Origin of the sequence: Kolteria novifilia, from assembly GCA_007748055.1 — a bacterium.
Taxonomy (GTDB): domain Bacteria; phylum Planctomycetota; class Planctomycetia; order Kolteriales; family Kolteriaceae; genus Kolteria; species Kolteria novifilia.
Genome location: CP036279.1, coordinates 4728612 through 4746676 on the forward strand (window position 1 = coordinate 4728612; position 18065 = coordinate 4746676).

Annotated in this window: 12 protein-coding genes; 8 read left to right on the forward strand and 4 right to left on the reverse strand. The window is 61.0% G+C overall.

From position 1 onward, the window contains the following. Positions 1–766: 766 nt before the first annotated feature. Together Pan216_RS17360 and Pan216_RS17365 are read right to left on the reverse strand one after the other, a co-directional pair. A complete protein-coding gene (locus tag Pan216_RS17360) occupies positions 767–1945 on the reverse strand; it encodes a 3-keto-disaccharide hydrolase (RefSeq protein WP_145259768.1) in 1179 nt (392 codons plus the stop codon). Positions 1946–2049: 104 nt separating this feature from the next. Further along, positions 2050–2976, reverse strand: coding sequence for a dihydrodipicolinate synthase family protein (locus Pan216_RS17365; RefSeq protein ID WP_419192656.1), 927 nt, complete (start codon positions 2974–2976; stop codon positions 2050–2052). Positions 2977–3152: 176 nt separating this feature from the next. On the opposite strand from Pan216_RS17365, the gene Pan216_RS17370 reads away from it, so the two are divergent. The 8 genes from Pan216_RS17370 to Pan216_RS17405 all read left to right on the forward strand — a co-directional run bounded on the left by Pan216_RS17370 (position 3153) and on the right by Pan216_RS17405 (position 14548). Further along, positions 3153–4181 carry a DUF1571 domain-containing protein gene (locus Pan216_RS17370; protein WP_145259772.1) on the forward strand — a complete coding sequence of 343 codons (1029 nt, stop codon included), beginning with the start codon at positions 3153–3155 and terminating at the stop codon, positions 4179–4181. Between the two features lie 753 nt (positions 4182–4934). After that, positions 4935–5327, forward strand: coding sequence for a response regulator (locus Pan216_RS28465; RefSeq protein WP_419192657.1), 393 nt, complete (start codon positions 4935–4937; stop codon positions 5325–5327). Positions 5328–5386: 59 nt separating this feature from the next. Then, a complete protein-coding gene (locus Pan216_RS17380) occupies positions 5387–5674 on the forward strand; it encodes a co-chaperone GroES (RefSeq protein ID WP_145259775.1) in 288 nt (95 codons plus the stop codon). 279 nt (positions 5675–5953) lie between these two features. Further along, positions 5954–9094, forward strand: a complete 3141-nt coding sequence (locus Pan216_RS17385; protein WP_145259777.1) for a type VI secretion system Vgr family protein — start codon at positions 5954–5956, stop codon at positions 9092–9094. A 74-nt stretch (positions 9095–9168) separates the two neighbouring features. Beyond that, positions 9169–9660 (forward strand): DUF6931 family protein, encoded by a 492-nt coding sequence (locus Pan216_RS17390; protein ID WP_145259779.1) that lies wholly within the window; start codon positions 9169–9171, stop codon positions 9658–9660. A gap of 16 nt (positions 9661–9676) precedes the next feature. Then, a complete protein-coding gene (locus Pan216_RS17395) occupies positions 9677–10396 on the forward strand; it encodes a hypothetical protein (protein WP_145259781.1) in 720 nt (239 codons plus the stop codon). Then, the gene (locus Pan216_RS17400; protein ID WP_145259783.1) at positions 10393–12792 is read left to right on the forward strand and encodes a serine/threonine-protein kinase; all 2400 of its coding nucleotides are present in this window, start codon (positions 10393–10395) and stop codon (positions 12790–12792) included. Before Pan216_RS17395 ends, Pan216_RS17400 begins: the two co-directional genes overlap by 4 nt. Before the next feature lie 421 nt (positions 12793–13213). After that, on the forward strand, positions 13214–14548 hold the full coding sequence (locus tag Pan216_RS17405) for a DNA-directed RNA polymerase subunit alpha C-terminal domain-containing protein (protein WP_145259785.1): 1335 nt from the start codon (positions 13214–13216) through the stop codon (positions 14546–14548). Between the two features lie 332 nt (positions 14549–14880). On the opposite strand, the gene Pan216_RS17410 is transcribed toward Pan216_RS17405, so the two are convergent. Together Pan216_RS17410 and Pan216_RS17415 are read right to left on the reverse strand one after the other, a co-directional pair. Continuing rightward, positions 14881–15216, reverse strand: a complete 336-nt coding sequence (locus Pan216_RS17410; protein WP_145259787.1) for a hypothetical protein — start codon at positions 15214–15216, stop codon at positions 14881–14883. 354 nt (positions 15217–15570) lie between these two features. Then, positions 15571–17958 carry a tetratricopeptide repeat protein gene (locus Pan216_RS17415; RefSeq protein ID WP_145259788.1) on the reverse strand — a complete coding sequence of 796 codons (2388 nt, stop codon included), beginning with the start codon at positions 17956–17958 and terminating at the stop codon, positions 15571–15573. Positions 17959–18065 lie beyond the last annotated feature (107 nt).

Below are 18065 nucleotides of genomic sequence, written 5' to 3' on the forward strand. Positions count from 1 at the left end.
GCGAAGAACGACCGGCGCCCCTTCGGGGCTTCGTCAATGGACCGCCATCCTTTCCAGGGGTTGCCACCCCTGGCTACTGACCACAGCCGCTTCGCGGCTCAAGAAAGCTCGCACGACATCAGCTACCTCATGGCCTACCACGAGATCGTGTCCCTCATGCAATCCCAAGCCCATGCCTTCGGGATCCCCCTTGAGGAAATCGCTCTCGGAGACATCGATCCGGAAAGAGAGTTGCTCTAGCGGTTTCGAGACAACATCCACCTCGAAAACGTGCCAACCCGTCCTCCGTTGAAACACCGTTGGATGGCGACGCAGGAGGTCGCGAAAGAAACCTCCACCCGAAAGAGACCGTTCGTCCCAATGTGGACCTTCGCCCGAGACCTCCAGCGGCTGCGCCGCCCCGGTAGCACAGCAACCGGGGCTACCCAAGAGTCGTCAACAGAAGGTGAAATCGAAGGCCGAGGTGACCGGGTAGCCCAGGTTGATTCAACCTGGGCCGACGAAGTCGGCAGGAGGTCGCGAAAGAAACCTCCACCCGAAAGAAACCGTTCGTCCCAATGTGGACCTTCGCCCGAGACCTCCAGCGGCTGCGCCGCCCCGGTAGCACAGCAACCGGGGCTACCCAAGAGTCGTCAACAGAAGGTGAAATCGAAGGCCGAGGTGAGACAGTGGGCCTCGTTGCATCCCCACGCTTGCGTGAACCTATCGGGGCACCCAAGAGTGTCGGCACTCGAGAAGATCGACGAGAGGTGTTGGGGAGGGGCGGCTACTTTGTCGCGTCGGAGAGGATCTCGAAGTCCTTGAACTCGACGCGGACATCTTGACCGCCGTGGAGTTGGAGGCCGAAGTGGCCGTCGAGGCGGCCGGGGTCGTCCTTGAGATCGACCGTCTGATGACCATTGACCGTCACCGCGATACGACGGCCGTGGGCGCTGACGACCAACTCGTTCCAGTTGCCCGGTTTGTTCCACTGAGCGACCAACTCGGGCGTCGGCTCGTAGACCCACTTGCGCCCACCCGATTCCCAAAGTCCCCCCACCGCCTTACGGGGATCAATCTCGACCTGGTAGCCTTTGATTCCAGCGTCATCCTTCGCCGGCAGCGCGCGAAAGTAGAAGCCGCTGTCTCCTTGAAGCGCGCGGAACTTGAAACGGACCGTGAAGTCCTTAAACGTCGCGTCACTGTATAGGAGTCCATAGCGCTTGTCGGACTCCTCGTGGGTGCCGACGAGGATGCCATCCTTGACGGTCCACTCCCCGCCCGGCGTCGCGTGCCAGCCGTCGAGGTTCTCGCCGTTGAAGATCGGGATCCACTTGCGTTTGCCGAGATCCTTGATCTTGAGGTTGCGGAAGCGGTAGACCTGCCCCTTCTCGCCGTGGTGCTGGATGCCGACCGGACCCTCGATGTCCATCGCGTCGACGTAGTCGGTCGTCAGCACGCCGTTGACGTAGAACTTCAGGCTGTCGCCGATCGCCTCGATGCGGTACTTGTTCCACTGCGTCCGGTTGAAGGCGGCTTGGGCTTCGGGGTTATTTTTGAGGGGGTTGAGCCACTGGCGGCGGCCCTCATCGTAGAGCCCACCGGCCCAGCGTCGTTCTGACGGGTCGACTTCGGCCTGGTAGCCCCAAACCTTGTTGGGAGCGTGATTGGCTCGCACCATGAAGCCGGAGTTCGCCTTGCCCTCGGGAACCATCACTTCGGCTTCGAAGATAAAATCGCCATAGGGCTTCTTCGTAAGCAGGAAGAACTTCTTGTTGGCTTTGAGGCGAATCTCGCCGTCCTCGGCCCAGGCTTCGCCCCACTTGTAGGGGTTCCTCCAGCCGTCAAGCGACTTGCCGTCGAAGAGGGGGACGAAGCCCTTCTCGGATGCCGGTTCGGCTTCGGTCTTCTCGGCCGCGAGTAGGGAAAGGGCCGCGATCAAGACAGCCGACGGGACGTGAACCATCGTTCTCTCTCCAAGGTCTTCCAACGTCGTGACAATTTGCCGACTTCATCGTCGCGAATCGTTTCCGGGAATCAACGGCTACTCGCGACTTTTCCCTCCCCAAACTAGCCAAGCAACCCGAGTTCCTCGAGTTCCTTGAACTCGCGGTTGAGCACCGCTTCGAGCTTGCCGGCCTTCTCCGCCTCGTCGACCCCGGCAGGAATTCGCCCACGCCGCATGTCGAAGCCCCGGAGGGCGATGCCGCGCCGGAAGCCTTCGGGGAAATCGAGGGAGTTCATCATCGGGTCGAAGATCCGCAAGATGCGGTACTGGGCCTTGCGGGCAGCATCGAAATCGCCGGCGTTGGCCTTCTCGTAGACGGTCTTGACGAGCTTGGGCACCACTCCCGCGGTCGCGTGGATCCCGCCATTGCAACCCGCGACGATCATCGGAAAGAGGGTCGTCTCCATCCCGGTAATAAAGGCGAAGTCGGGCCGGATCGGCAAAACCGCGTCCATCATCCGCTGCATGTGGGCGATGTCGCCGCTGGAGTCCTTGATTCCGACGACGTTGGGGAACTCCTCGACCAGTTTTTTGACCGTCTCGACCCCGATGCGGTTGGCAAAGAAAGGAATGTTGTAGACGGTGACGTCGACGGGACTGCTTTTGGCAACCTCGGCGAGATAAGCGAAGATCGTCTCCTGCCGATGAATGAAATAGGTCGGCGCGATCAAGGCCGCCGCTCGAACGCCCAAATCAGCGTAAAACTTGCACGATTCGACACAATTCTGAGCGTTTTCGTCCCCCAATCCCGCAATTACCTGCACTTTTCCATCAACTTCCGACGTAATCAGGCGCGCCACCTGACGACGTTCCTCGCCGGTGAAACGGATGTACTCTCCCGTCGAACCATTCAGAAAGAGTCCGTCGATCCCCTGCTCGATCAGCCAGTTAACGTATCGTCGCAGTTCGGGCTCGTTGACCGAGCCGTCATCGAGGAGCGGAATCGCCAAAGGAACGTAAATACCCGCAATTTTCGCCTTCGATTCCATCCTCAATCTCCTTGAAACACGTAACGGTGGGGGAAGTCGGCACCAGACCACGAAGGCCATTTGTGAAAACTTCGCTAGGCAACCACTTGAGATCCTGTTATGCACGGACCGAGGTCCATCGAAAAGGCCGTGAGCGACTTTCCCCACAAAGCCTTCCAGTCGAGAGAGTTGTGTCGTTGCGATCGTCGGCGATCTTTACTGGCATTCTCCTGGCGTCGATCGCGCTGCCGGGCTGCTCCCAAACAAAGCAGTCGCGTCGCAGCGCGTCGAGACATCGTCCAGCGGTCGCCACGCGACCCCCCCAAAACCCGCAGCCTCCTCAAACACCCCCCATCAAGGTCGGCGAGGAGCGCCCCGCACTGGTCGCCACCGAGGTCACCCCGCTGACGATGCCGTCCGCGAAAGCCGCGGTCGCCCAAGAGAAGAAATCACCGCAAACCATTACAACAAGCGAAGTTAACCAACCATCCGTCGTTACGCCCGTCAAGTCGACGGAACCGACGGGCCCCGAGTGGAACCTGGCGCAAGCCAAACGCGTCACCGCTCGAGCGGTTGAGTTCGCCCAAAAACATCCGAAGTACACCTGCCGCGTGACACGACAGGAACGGGTTCGCGGTCGTTTGCAACCGCGCGAAGTCATGGTCATGAACCTTCGTCAGGAGCCGCGCAGCGTCCACTTTCGTTGGCTTAACGACGAAAATGAAGGACGGCAGTGCGTTTGGGTCGATGGCCAGCGCGAAGGCCAGCTCATCGTCCTCGGGGGACGGGGTGACTTCATCTTCCGAGGCCGACGCATGACGCTCGATCCCAACGGGATCATGGCGCGAGGCCGCAGTCGCTACTCCATCACCGAGAGCGGGATGGACATCATGATCGGCCGACTCCAGGAGAAGATTGACGCCCTCGACCAAGGGAACGAAACCTTGGGACGCGTCGAGTACGTCGGTCCCGCGTCGATCAAGGAGTGGCCCAATCCCCTTCAGCAAGTCAACCACCTCATTCCTCCGGGCGTCGAACCCGGATTCGATCATGGTGGCGTCCGCAAATACTATTGCGATCTGGAGACGGGCCAAGTCGTCCTGGTCGAGGCCGTCGACTCCGGCGGCAAGTTGGTCGAGTACTTCCGCATCGACCGTTTCGTCGAAAACCCCACCCTCAGCGACGAGGACTTCAACCCCGACCAGATCTGGCCCGAGACGAGCTAGTCGCACCTGTCAGGCAATGGCCTGACCTACTGGTCGGTCTAGCACCGAGCGTCAGGAATTCCTCCCTTTCCTTGGGGAGAGGTCGGCGAACGCAGTGAGCCGGGTGAGGGAGATTCGGGCTCGGTGAATCAAGGGTGATTCGCAAATGGGCCCCCCTCACCCCTAACCCCTCTCCCCCGGGGAGAGGGGGAACCCTCAAGCCTGACACTCAGGTCTTGACGGACCACGACATGCCTTCTGAATACCCCCAAAAACGTGGGATCCTCTTTGCATGCCCACGCGAGCGTGGGATCCTCTTTGCATGCCCACGCGAGCGTGGGATCCACTTTGCATGCCCACGCGAGCGTGGGATCCACTTTGCATGCCCACGCGAGCGTGGGACATGGCCCCCCCCGGAGCCGAGGGGAAACCGGAGTTGTCGCGACAGCCTCCCCTTCTCCCCAATTCGCCGTGAAACCGCCAAAATGGCACTGGATGAAAAACAATCGTGAAGAACTGGCAGGTTTTTCCGCAGCTCGATTGGTGTCCCGGCTATCTCAATTGACGCATTCCATTCTATCGGAGACACTTAAGTCAATCGGACGACATGAGGCACTGTGTCCGGTTTCGGCACGATTATTGCCGAGTTGGAGCATGGTGGTCGTCCGCGCAGTGCGAGGAGCCTCCATCCGCGAGGCGATGCCTCGCCCCAGAGCCGGCCGAGGTGGTTGGTTGACTTCTAGTGGTCGGTGCGTGCCAAACGAGGAAGGCGCGGTGAAGAGCAACGTTGAGCCTTACTCCCTACTCATCGCCGACGATGACGACGCCCACCGGAGTACTCTCCAAGCGATCCTCGAGCCCAAGGGTTACCGGACGATTTTGGCGTCCGATGGGCGCGAAGCGCTTGAGATCGTCCAAGTTCGCATCGTCCACTGCCTATTGCTCGACATGCACATGCCCGAACTGACGGGTATCGAAATGCTCGAGATCGTACGCCGGACGCGAACGACCTTGCCCGCCATCATGTTGACGGCCGACGACACCAGCGAACTGCGCGAGCGCGCTCGATCCCTGTCCGTCTACTCGCTCCTGACCAAGCCGGTCACGCGCGAGCAGGTGACCGGAGCGGTGCGAAATGCCTTGGAAACGACCTACCACACTGCTTGATCAGCAACCGATGTGTCGTAAACATCCACGGGGAACTTCGTCATAGAGGAGATACAACGTTGAAGATCGTGCCTTTGAACGAGAAGGTCGTCGTTAAGCGTCTTGAAGCCGAGTCGACGACCGCCGGAGGCATCGTCCTTCCCGAAGCCGCGAAAGAGAAGCCCCGCGAAGGCGAGGTCCTCTCCGTGGGCGATGGGAAGCGACTCGAGAACGGCGAACGACTGGCCTTCCAAATCAAGAAGGGTGATCGCGTCATCTTTTCCAGCTACGCGGGAACCGAGATCAACGTCGGTGGAGACGATCTGTTGATCATGACCGAGGACGACATCCTCGCGATCGTCGGCTGACGAACCACTCGTCCATGAGCGAACCAAACGAAGGGGTGCCCGGCTTGGGACACCCCTCGTTGTTTTCTTGACCATTCTCTCCCCACCACCGCCATCCACTTTCTCCCAAGAGTCAAGTTTCGACCTGCTCCTCCCCGAGCGACAAATCGCGTGGCCGTGCGTCACGCCTCCCTTTGGCGTCGGAAAACTTTTTCCACTCTGAACAGAAGAGGTGTTGTCGGGAGGCGGTCAGCTCACGATGATCACAATGCTAGTGTTCCACCTAGACAAGGATGAGCCATGGCCAGCGCGTCGGATACCTCCACCTCTCAGCAAGGTCAGTTTGTTCGCCTGGACTTTGATCACGCCGGGCGTGGTATTCCGCCGCTCGACCAGGACGTTCTGTGTGCGGTGGCACTGGATGGAGACGAGGCGCTCAGCGAACTCTACCGCTTCGACGTCGAGGCGGTGATCGACCGAGGCCGCGACCGCGACCAGTTCGAATACGACGTCGAGGACCAGGACGGACAACACGCCACCAAGCGGGGATTGGACTTCGAAGACGTCATCGGCCGGCCTCTGACGATCACGCTCAAATCCAACACTCCCGACGCCCCGCGATTGATCCACGGTGTCGTCAGCGAGATCGAGGATGTGGGCCAAGACGAACGGTTCGACCGCTTCAAGCTCCGCGTCGTCCCCGCGCTCTGGACCGCGACCCTCAACCGCCGCTTCATGGTCTTCGTCGACAAGACGATCAAAGAAGTGATCGAGCACTATCGCAAGCTCTACACCGATCTCGACTTCGACTTGAGCCAACTGGGTGACACCTATCCGAAGCACGCGTTGCGGGTGCAATTCGACGAGTCCGACTGCGACTTCCTCCGTCGGATTCTCGACGAAGAGGGAATCTACTTCAGCTTCCGCCACACCAAGGGACGTCACACGATCGTCTTCGCGGACGACTCCCGACTCGCTCGGGAACCGATCGACGCCCCCTACGCCCTCCAAACCCACGGCGCGATCTCCTCGTGGCGCCGGTCGCGGCGTCTCCGGCCCACGAAGGTCCGGCTCGGCGATCACTGTACCGCCCACGAACCCGAACAGGCCCACGAGGCGACGCGAGCGCTCTCCTTCGCGCCGGAGGATCGGCTCGGTATCGGCGAGTATCGGGAGTATCCCGCGAGCATCGGGTCGCGCGTGGGCAGCGAGGCGCTGCTTGGGGGTAATGGCGCCGTGGCGTCCGCGGTGCAGATCGGGGAATCGCTCTCGGTCCGCCGACTCGAGGAAGCTCGGCGCGACGCGAGCCTCGCCAGCGCCACGTCGGATCTCGCCCTCGTCGCGGCCGGATCGCACGTGACGATGAACGGCCATCCGCACGCTGATGGGAGCTATTTCGTCACCCGCGTCGAACACCAGGTTCGTCAGGGCGAGTATCACGGGATCTCCCTCGGCAAAGGGCAGGAGAAGACGGGTTACTCGAATCGTTTCACCTGCCAATCGACCGAACAGGCCTTTCGCCCCACCCGACGGCAGCATCGGCGGCGCCCTCGTGGCCCCTTGACCGCGACGGTGATCGGAACCCAGGGAGCGGAGATCGACACCAACATCTTGGGCGAAGTGAAGGTCGCATTCCTCGGCGCCGAGTATCCGGGGGACGAGCCGACCTCGACGTGGGTTCCCGTCCGCCACGAGTGGTCGGGACACCACTACGGTCTCTTCACTCTTCCCCGCATCGGTCAGCGGGTGATGGTCGACTTCATCAACGGCGAGATGGAACGTCCCGTCGTCGTCGGCAGTCTCTGGGACACCCGGCAAGAGCCGCCGCTGGATCTCTCGGTGCCCGCCAACCGCAACAAATTCGTCCTGAAGAGCAAGACGGTCCAGGGCGACGAGCACGACAACTTCAACGGGTTGTTGCTCAACGATGACAAGGGCAAGGAAAGCGCCAGCCTCCGCGCCCAGAACGAGCTCTTTTTAGCGTCGAAGAACGAATGCACCATCGCGGCAACTTCGACGGTCCGCTCGTATGCGGGCGCCAGCTCGGTCAACGTCGTCGGTGGTTTCCCCATGCAGACGTACACCATCAAGGACAACGCGACCGGAACGGAGACCGGCTCGTCGAGTTCCGGAACGAACGGGCGGAGTGATCAGCAAGCCAATGGATCAAGCTCCGCGGCGTCCCCCCAGTCTCGGGAGGTGACACGATCGACACCGTCGTCGAACTCCTCCGCTCCTCTTTCCAACCGTTGGGGCGAGGTAGAGATGAAGGTGCAAGACTCTCTAGGGCTGCCATTTGGTAGTCGAACCAACATGACGGGTGGGTTCAATACCGATTCCACCATGGGTTGGTACACGTCCGCCAACATGGGAGGCCACGAACTATTCGTGATTGAACCTCTGTATCTCGGTGAGCTGTTGGGAGTTCGGTCGGCAAAGGTGCTGAACGTCAGTCGAGGAGTCAATCCCTTTGGAACGTCACAGTTCACCATGGGATCACGAAGCACCTTCCACTTTGGCCCGACCGACACCATTGTCCGTCACAATGGCAGTACGTTCGAATACCACAGTCACCGCCGCGCGGTACCGACGGTGTGGTCGAATATCTACGCGATGACGCGCTCGCTGTCGTTGCTGATGCCATGGATTCCGATGGGCTATGACATCGGGGTGAACCCCATCGCCGACGTGGTCAAGTATGCCGCCATCCCGCTTGACATCGTCGCTGGCATCTTTGAGACAAAATGGGCGAAGGCGAACGTGGCGCTGTCGGCGACCAAGAGGTCCATCGCGATCGCGAAGGCCTATCTGAAGCGAGCCCAGTCTTTGGCCGTTGCTTCCCCGTGGAACGCCGAGTTGCAAAATGCCGCGAAGTCGGCGAAGGAAGTCCTCGAGCAACTTGTCGAAGACGAGAAAGAAATGGAGAAGAGCACAGACTTGGGATCCGGACTTCACAAGTACTTGGATGGCACCTTCGAAACGGCGGCGGAACGTGTCGTTCTCTCTGCACATGACGGCCGAAACGCGAAAATGGGCGACATCCTTCTCCACGCGACCAAGACCGCCTTCGTGACAGCGCCCACGATCGTCGAGGACGGAAATCTCATCGTCAACGGCGACGACAAGGTGGAAATCACGACATCGTCAACAGGGGCGTTGACATTCGGAGCAAGAAAGGGGCTGAACCCAGAGAGACCGGCAAGCTTGAAGATTGACCAATTCCGCGCCAGCCTGCATCACGGCAAAGAAGTGATCATCGACACGGGAGTATCAAGCAATCGAAGCACAATCACCTTGACGGGTCCGTCGATCAAGATCCAGGTGGGAACTTCGACAATCTCTATTTCCAAGCAAAATATCACGATGAAGGCCGTCAACATCAACCTCGAGGCTCTCGCGGCCATCAATTTGAAGTCCCCACAAACCAACGTCACGATGTAACGATCAAGGGCAACACGAAGGTACGCCGCTACTTCGGTACACTTACCAGTCCCTCGGCTGCAAAGGACAACCACTTGGACACCGTCGCGCTAGATGACCCGATGAAAGTCGCCGACGAGATCGAGGCGTTCATCAAGACGCTCCCTTCGCGGACCGCCGTCTGGTGGGGACTGTTGGCGGCGGAGGCGGCCTGCGACAACAAGCCGACCGCGGAGGAGGACAAAGCGCTTCAGGTTACCTGGAGCTGGGTCCGCCATCCGACGGCCAAACATCACATGGTCGCTCACACCGTCGCCCAAGAGTACACGACCGAAACGGCGGCCGGTTGCGCGTTGCACGCCGCCGCCGCGGCCGGAATCCTGGAGCCGGCACCTCCCGGAGCCAACACCGTTGCCGATCGGCAGGCACGATCGCTCTCGTGCGCCGCGGTCTTCTTGTCCGTCACCGAAGCGATGGATGAAGGCCTCGAGTTCGGCTATGCCCAGCTCTTGGACCTCGGCAAGCGGATTGCCGACAACATGGTCCCTTGGGCGGCCGACGACCATCAACCGAATCACCACGAATAGCGGGAACGTGACAGCAATGGAAGTACCCAAGCTCGAAGAACTCCGCGAAGCGCTTGCCCAGTTGAACTCCCATCGTGGCGACATCGAGTCGGCGATCGAGAAGTTGCCGAAGGGCGACCTCCGCGACTTGGCTCAAGCCCTGACCCGGAAGGTCTTCGAACAGACCGCCGAGTTCGAAGGGATGCGAGAGGAGGCTCAGGGCCAACTCCAAGGAATGATCGACGAGGCGAGGAACAATCTCGCGGAGGCCAATCGCATCAAGGAAGAGGCCGATCGACTCGCGGCGAACCCTCCCAAGCCCGCCGAGGCGGAGCCTCCCCTCATCGACGAGAAGTTCGGCGAGACGATGCGCGAGCGATTGCAAGCACGCTACGCGGATCGCCCTGGCCCCGAGGTCGCGCCGGAGTTCAGCGATTGGGCCTATTCGGTGATGAGCACGATGTCGTCCGGACTCGCGTCGCGACCGGATCAACCCGCCGCCGGGCAGACGGAAGCGGCCTTCGCCCAGCAAGCCGAGCAATGGAGCCGCTGGGTTCGTGATTCCTTCAGCGCCACCGGCGTCGACCCCAGAACGCTCTCGGCGTCGTCGACGCAGTCGTTGCTCGCTTCGTCGTGGAGCGGCTGGCTCGAACCGGGCAGCGTCGGCGGCGATCTCCACAAGCCCCTCGCCGAGAACGACCCAACGCCGCCGGCCTCGGATGAGTCGGTGCAGCGGTGGAAGGACGTGCTTGAATGAGTTCGGAGCACTCCGCGGCATGGGAGTCCTCCGTCCATCCCGTCGTGGTGGGGGGACAGCATCAGACACTCCGCGACGAGGAACGGCTCTTCCTCGCGGCGGCTCTCTGCCGTGGGATCCTCACCGAAGCCCAAGTTCACGAAGCGCTGACGCTCGCCCAGATCAATCCCGCGACGCTCCTACCCCAGATCCTCGTCTGGCAAGGAGTGATCGACGAGCATGAGTGGGAAGCCTTTCGCCACGTCGTCGCCGAGACCACCCAATTGCCGCCGAGCCATGACGACTCGCTCGGCAAGCGGGTCGAACGGACCGTCGCCAAGGCGCTCGAGAAGCTCGAGAACGAGGCGCTTCGCGAGTTGCTGCAACGGAAAGCCTCCGAAGCGACCGACATTCCCAGTCGCTGGGCCCACACCGGTTCCCGCTATCGCTGCGAACGCACGATTGGCGAGGGAGGACTGGGACGGGTCTGGCTGGCGCGCGACGAGCAGTTCCTGCGCAAAGTCGCGATCAAGGAACTGAAGGCGAACGTCGGCAATCATCCCGGTGCCCGCGAGCGATTTCTCCGCGAAGCGATGGTCGTCGCCCAGCTCGAACACCCTGGGATCGCGTCGGTTCACCAGATGGGGATCGAACCGACGACGTTCATGCCCTTCTACGTCATGCAACGGATCTCCGGCATGACCTTCGGCCAGCTCATCAAGGAACATCACGAAAAGGATGAATCCAACGAGAAGTCAATCGCTCGAGCTCGTCTGCTGAACGATTTTCTTTCGATCTGCGACACCATTGACTACGCCCACGCGCGCGGCGTGATCCATCGCGACCTCAAGCCCGACAACGTGATGACCGGGAGCTACGGCGAAGTCTACGTCTTGGACTGGGGGCTCGCGAAGATCACCGCGACGCCCGATCCCTCAAGCCCTTCGTCGGCGGAGGGCTCCGAGCCGATCGGCGACCCGAAGTTCACCCATGATGGTGCGATCATCGGCAGCCCGTTGTATATGGCTCCCGAACAGGCCGCCGGGCGCTCAAACCTCGTCGAGACGACGACCGACGTCTTCGGTTTGGGCGCCATCCTCTTCGAATTGCTCACGGGACGTCCCCCTTGGCAGCGTACCCAATCGGAGCGGGTATCTCGGTTTCTCAACCGAATCGCCAACGAGGCGCCCAAGCGAGCTCGCCAAGTCAATGCCCGCGTCCCCAAGGCCCTCGACGCGATTTGCGCCAAGGCCCTCGCGCTGAATCCGGAAGATCGCTACCCGCGCGTCAGGGATCTCGCCGAGGACATTCGTCGTTGGATGGCCGGCGAAGAGGTCTCCGTCATTCGCGATGGGTGGGGCAAACGGCTGGTTCGCTGGGCGTCGCGCCATCAAGGGATCTCGCAGGCGATCATCGTGGTCCTGTTGGTCGCGTTCGTGACCGTCAACCTCTTCGCGGCGTACGGCTGGGTCGCTCGCAGTCAGTTGACCGACTTGCAGCTCCAGAACATGAGTTGGGTCTGTCGCGAATTGGGTGACTCCCTCGTCGAAGCGGCCGGTGAGGTGCGAAAAAGTCTCCGGGAACTCTCCGAGCGCAAAGAAGTGACCGGCTACTTGTCGGGCTCCAGCGACCAGGAAGCCTCTCGCGGCGAAGTCACGGCACTGCTGCAACGCTCGCTGCAACGAATTCAGGCTTCCCGAGTCATCGCGTTGGTTCCCTCGCAGGACCAACCGAGCGCGGGCTCGATTCGGCTCGCTCGGTCCGAACTGGATGGCAAGAGGAAGCAAGCACTCGCGCAACTTCCCTCCGACCAGACGCTGCTCGAGATGGCGCAATCCCTGCACGCGGCCGAGGTCGACGGGTCGATTATCCCTTCGGACGAATTGGGGAAGGAGAATGTGCTCTACGTCAGCCCGGTGATGGACAATCGCCGCCATCTCGGCGTGCTAGCGGTGACGACGCTCTCGGCGGTGCTGCTGCACGATCCGACCGATCCGACCGAACGAATTGGGAACCTCTACTTGGTCAACGCGGACGGGAAGATCCTCGACGCGATGACCAGCATGACGACGTCGCAGGAGAAGAGTTTGGTGTCGCAGCCGATCTCGCGGTTCTATCCCGAGCTGGCCCAACTCATCGGGCCTAGCGCGAACCCGAAACTGACGAGCGTCGCGGTCCCCTACTCTCCGCGATTGGAGAGCATCGTCTATGGCGTGAAAGTCACCCTCAACGAGCAACGCCCCAACGAGTATGTCGTGCTGGCGCTGGCCCGTCCCGCCGAGACGGTGGTGGCGGGGCTTGTGAAGACGTTGCGGGACTACCGAGCGATGACGATCGGGCTCATTTCGGTGCTGGTGCTTGCGGTCATGGTGGCGATCCGCCGACTCACGGCTCGGGTCCGGCAGCCAACCCAGTAGAAGTCGGGAGGTTGGAGCGGTCGCCGAACAGGGAAAACGGATCGGCGAATCTCTCGCGTTGGAACGAGACTTGCCGGGCACCGCGCCATATTGATATCCTCTTGGTTTGCAGTTTCTCGCGCAGGGAATCTCGTCGACGCGCCGGGCGGAGTTGGGCGAACACCAGTCCCACGGAGCCACCCGCGACGACATGACTTTCGCGAGGCGGAGTCATCCAAACCGACATCACCTAGCAGACTGTCAAGAGAAGCAGGCCAGCTAGCCACCATCGACCATAGATGCTCGCGAAGGGGAAAATCGCGGACGCGCGTCGTTCGAGCAACGAAGCGTTTTCGCCGCCGTCAGTCGACGACGGCACCTCTTGGCGAACCGGAGCATGTCGGACTGAACGTTTGTCGCTGAAGGGAGCGAAACGACCGCGATGTCAGAGCTACCGTTGATTAACCTGACGGCCTTGTTGCTTGAGCGTGAAGACATGGACGCCGGTGTCGTTCAGCAACTGCGAACGGCCCTCGCGGAGTCGCCAAAGCAGTACCAGTCCCTCAAGGACGCGGTGGCGGCCATCGAACGGAACCTCGCCGACGGCAAGGGAGACCGCGAACGGCAGTTGCTCAAAGCCGGCGTTTGCCAGTACTTCCTCGGACGCATGGAACGCGCCGCGACCCACCTCTCGGAGGTGAAGGGCCCGCTCGGCCAGTACTACTTCGGTCTGGCGCTCAACGAACTGGCTCGCTACGCCGACGCGATCAAGGCGCTCGACTCCGCCGGTAAGGCGGGCTACGCCCAGACCGAGGTGCAGCTCCACAAGGCGGCCGCCCTACGCGGAACGGGCAAGTACGAAGAAGCCCTTGCGCTACTCGAGTCCCTCGAGGACTACGTCAAGGGAACCGCGGAGTACCTATTCCAGTACGGCTCGCTCCTGCAGGCGCTCGGCCGCGACCAAGAGTCAATCCCCTACTTCGAGAAGGCGGTCGAATCGGACGCGATGCACGGCGGAGCCCTCTTTCAACTCGCCTTCGCCAACGACCGAAACGGCAACGACGAGGAGGCGATCAGCCTTTACGAGCGCTGCTTGCAGGTCCCTCCCGCCCGCGTCGGCACGCTGGTCAACCTTGGGATCCTCTACGAGGACGTCGGCGACTTCGAAAACGCGACCTTCTGCTACGAGCAGGTGTTGCGGGTCTATCCCGATCACTCGCGGGCGCGGCTCTTTCTTCGCGACTCGATGGCGTCCCGGATGGAGGGCTTCGACGAGGACGCCGAGCGTCGCAGCGATCGCTACAACGCGGTGCTCGACATTCCGGTGACCGACTTCGAACTCTCCGTTCGCAGCCGCAACTGCCTCGAGAAGATGAACATTCGTCGCCTCGGGGATCTCATCCGCTGCACCGAGCAGCAGCTTCTCGCCAGTAAGAACTTCGGCGAGACCTCGCTGACCGAGATAAAGCAGATGCTGACCGTGAAGGGCCTACGTCTGGGACAAGCCGCCGAGCAAACGCCCAAGCGGACGCATCCCTCGTTCAATCCGGACGACTACGGTCCGCAGCAGCAGGCTCACTTCGAACGGCCGATTTCCGACCTCAACCTCTCGGTCCGTGCTCGCAAGTGCATGAATCGTCTGGGAATAGGAACGATTGGTGACTTGATGAGTCACACGGGAGACGAATTGCTCGAGTGCAAGAACTTCGGCGTCACCTCGTTGACCGAAGTGCGCGAGAAGCTCACCGAGCTGGGACTTCGGCTCCGTGGCGACTGATGTCCTGGTCGGTTAACTCATCCCAAATGACTCTCGGTCATTCCTCCAGAGACTCTTGGGTGCAATGCCCACGCTCGCCGTGGGCATGCGCGAAACACCTGTGACTCGGTCAGATCCCGCAACAATGGGCGAATTCATGGAACGAACGTTCCACTCTCCAGTAGTCCGTTGATCAAGGGCCTATGCCGCTTGCCCACGGCAAGCGTGGATCGACGACAACCCGGGATTCCTTCGGCAACGAGAGAATAGATGGGGATCACCGCAAGAAAAAGAGACGACCCCCGCGCTGGAGAGGGGGTCGTCACTCGGTCGGTTGATCGAGGAGCTAGTGCTTAGCCCTTCACGACGACCGATCCATCCTTCTTGAATTTCACCACGACATCATTGAAGAGACCCGGGTACTTGAAGGTCATCTTCGTGCCGAGGCAATCGCTGCACTTGAGCTCGTAGCAGCCGCAAGGCAGACAGAAGCAAACCTTCACCGGGCAGCAGGTGTGCGGGTGAATCATGGTGACTTCGTACTTGCCGGGCTCAAGGCACTTAAAGTCGCAGCAAGCCTGTTCCATGGTGATCGGAGCGGCACACTCCAAGCAGGGCATCTCGCCAGCCTGAGCCGTGCACGTTCCCAACGCCACGCTACCCACCAGGGCAAACAACCAATTTCGCATGTTCTTTCTCCTTTTGATTTTTGAGGAACCGTTTAAAGGACTGCCGTCGTCTCCTTCCCATCGTTGAGAAGTTGCTCCGTTAAATCAAGAGTGCGAAAGAGCGCAAACTGGAGAAGAAAACGAAAATCTTCCGGTTTCGCGGGTCGGAAGGTCTAGAGCGGTCCTGCCCCTTACCTCTTCGTGGATCAAGACTTCCGGCACGTACTTCGAAACGCTCAAACGCGAGCTTCGGATGGGTCCCATCGCTTCCGAGTGTCACGTTTCGCCCTTCCGGTCGCCCTGTTCCACAATTCCGGGTGCCATGTCCACGCTCGTCGTGGGCATGGCACCCAAGAGTCTCGCTGGAGCAGTGCACTAGCGCGAGTCCTGCTGCAGGGCGGCTTGACGGAGTTGGCCGAGCAGTTGCATCGCCCCTTGGTGGCCCGGCTGGAGTTCGAGAAGTCGCCGCAAAAGCGAGCGGGAGGTCTCTAAATCGCCCTTGCGGAGATAGATGTTCGCGAGCGCCCAAAGTAGATCCGGACGGTTCGGGTCGACTTCGTAGGCAGCTCGCAAGTGACGCTCCGCTTCTGGGAGCCGCTGCATGCCGAGGAGCATCATCCCCAACTCGATCCGGATCGACGCGGCCGCTGGCTCAATCTCGAGGGCTTTCTCGAAGTGTCCCAACGACTCCTCGAGATGCTTTGGATCGTCGGCCAACAACATCCCCAAGCGGTAGTGAGCGTCGAGCAAGGAGTTTCGGTACGCGTCCTTGATGTGTGTGTTGGGCGTCGGGCGTTTGTCCTCGCGAGCGAGATCGGCGTCGATCCGAGCGACCTGATCCCGATAGGTCTCGATCGCCGCGTCGGCGCGATCGGCGTTGATGTGGAGCCGTCCCAGCAATTCGTACGCCACGACCAATCCGGGATCTTGTTCCAAGGCCTTCTTGTAGTAGGTCTCCGCCTTCTCCAAATCGCCTTGGGCAAACGCGATGCTCCCGATCGAGACGTTGCCCAACGGGATATCGCGTGATTCCTGAAGGCCCTCCTCAAGGGCGGCGAGCGCTTCGTCGAACGCCTCGAGCTTGTCCTCGGGGATCGATTGCCGCGGAATCCGCGCGAGCGCCCGTGCCGCTTCACACCGCACGACAAAGCTCTCGTCGCTGAGCAAAGCCGCCATTGCCGCGACGCGCTCGTGATTGACCCGTTCGATGCGTTCGGACGGCGAAAGCCGGACGCTCGGTAGCGGCATCGACTCATCGGTAAGCAAACGCACTCCCAAGGCCCGCACGAGTGGATGCTCGTCGTCGAGCGCCCACGTCGCGACCCGGTAGATCTCCTCATCGGGCGGATACCGCTGCAAGAGGGACAGGGCGCTCGCCCGCAGGTAGCTTGGCAAATGCTGATCGCGAACGATCTTCAGCAGCGAAGCGCGACCCTCGGGCAACCCCTGACGGCCGGCGGCGATCGTCTCGGCGAAGTCGATGCGCAGCGGCTTCGGTTTGGTCCCGTACCACTCGGTCACGTACTTCTGGGACCACTCGGCATCCTTGTCGTCGTGACAGCGATTGCAGGCGTTGGGAATGCCGAGTTTCATCGTCAGGTCTGGGCGCGGAATGCGAAACGCGTGGTCGCGCCGCGGATCGACCATCATGTAGGTCGTCTCCGGCATGTGGCACTCGACGCAAAGAGCTCCTTTGCTGCCAGCGAGGTGGTGCGTGTGAGCGGGAGTATCGTACTTGCCCGCTTGATGGCACCGGATGCACAGCGCGTTGCCCTGGGCGAGCAGTTTGGTGCTATGCGGATCGTGGCAGTCGGTGCACTTGACGCCCTTGTGGTACATCAAGCTGAGATGGAACGACCCGTAGACGTAGTCTTCCTCGAGAATCTGGCCGTCGGGATAGTAGGACTCGGTGTCGAACAGTTCGGGCATGTAGTAGTCGAGGAAGGAATCGCCGGGCGTGAATCCGGGGCGGAGGACTTGGCGGCGCGCGTGGCACTTGCCGCAGGTGTCGATCTGGACCTGGGTGTTCTTACTCTTGAGGTTCGCCAGTCCTGTCCCGTAGCGGCGATCCCAAAAGACCCGGCCGCGATCGACGATCTCGAGATGGAGACTCCCCGGGCCGTGGCAGGCTTCACAGCCGACGTTGACCTCGTTGAAGGTGGTATGATAGCTGCCGCTGGCGGGATCGAAGTTCTTCTGAAGATCGGTCGAATGGCAATCGGCGCACTGATGATTCCACGCCATGCCGCCGTTGCACCAGTAGAGCCAGTCCTTCTCGTCGAGCCCTTGATCGCTCGTCAGGTGGATCCACTTCTCCTCGCCGGTGTCCCAGGCAAACGGAAGCACCTGTAGCCGGCCCTCGGGGAATTCCACAAGATACTGCTGAAGCGGCTCGACGCCGAACGTGAAGGGAATCGAGAAGACATCGGTGGCGCCGCCGGGGCCTTCGGTTTCGACGACATGCCGACCATCCTTCATGAAGAAACGAGCCTTGGAGCCCGCGATCTCCACGGTTTGATCGGTGAAATTGCCGAGCACCGTCTCTTCGGTCGCCTCTTGCATCGCCAAGTCGTGATGCGAGCCGCGCCACTTGTCGTATTGGGTTTGATGGCACTTGATGCACGAATCGGTCCCGGCGTAAGTCGCATCGAGACCGGCGGGTAGCGAGTCGAACCACTGCCACCCCAGCCATCCCAGGAAGCCACCGACCAGCGTGAGGATCACGGCCAGGAAGACATAGGCCTGGCGTCGCAACTGATTCACCGACACGATTCCTCTCTAAACGGACCTGGGAATTGAACCTGGGCCCGCACACTGTTCCAATCTTTCGTCGGGGAACTCCATCTGGGGAGCACGGCCGCTGAGCTGTC

Excerpts from the sequence above, each read along its gene's own strand:
- Pan216_RS17405 (WP_145259785.1), top strand. The coding sequence starts at position 13,214 with ATGTCAGAGCTACCGTTGATTAACCTGACGGCCTTGTTGCTTGAGCGT.
- Pan216_RS17400 (WP_145259783.1), top strand. The coding sequence starts at position 10,393 with ATGAGTTCGGAGCACTCCGCGGCATGGGAGTCCTCCGTCCATCCCGTC.
- Pan216_RS17365 (WP_419192656.1), bottom strand. The coding sequence starts at position 2,976 with ATGGAATCGAAGGCGAAAATTGCGGGTATTTACGTTCCTTTGGCGATT.
- Pan216_RS17395 (WP_145259781.1), top strand. The coding sequence starts at position 9,677 with ATGGAAGTACCCAAGCTCGAAGAACTCCGCGAAGCGCTTGCCCAGTTG.
- Pan216_RS17385 (WP_145259777.1), top strand. The coding sequence starts at position 5,954 with ATGGCCAGCGCGTCGGATACCTCCACCTCTCAGCAAGGTCAGTTTGTT.
- Pan216_RS17410 (WP_145259787.1), bottom strand. The coding sequence starts at position 15,216 with ATGCGAAATTGGTTGTTTGCCCTGGTGGGTAGCGTGGCGTTGGGAACG.
- Pan216_RS17360 (WP_145259768.1), bottom strand. The coding sequence starts at position 1,945 with ATGGTTCACGTCCCGTCGGCTGTCTTGATCGCGGCCCTTTCCCTACTC.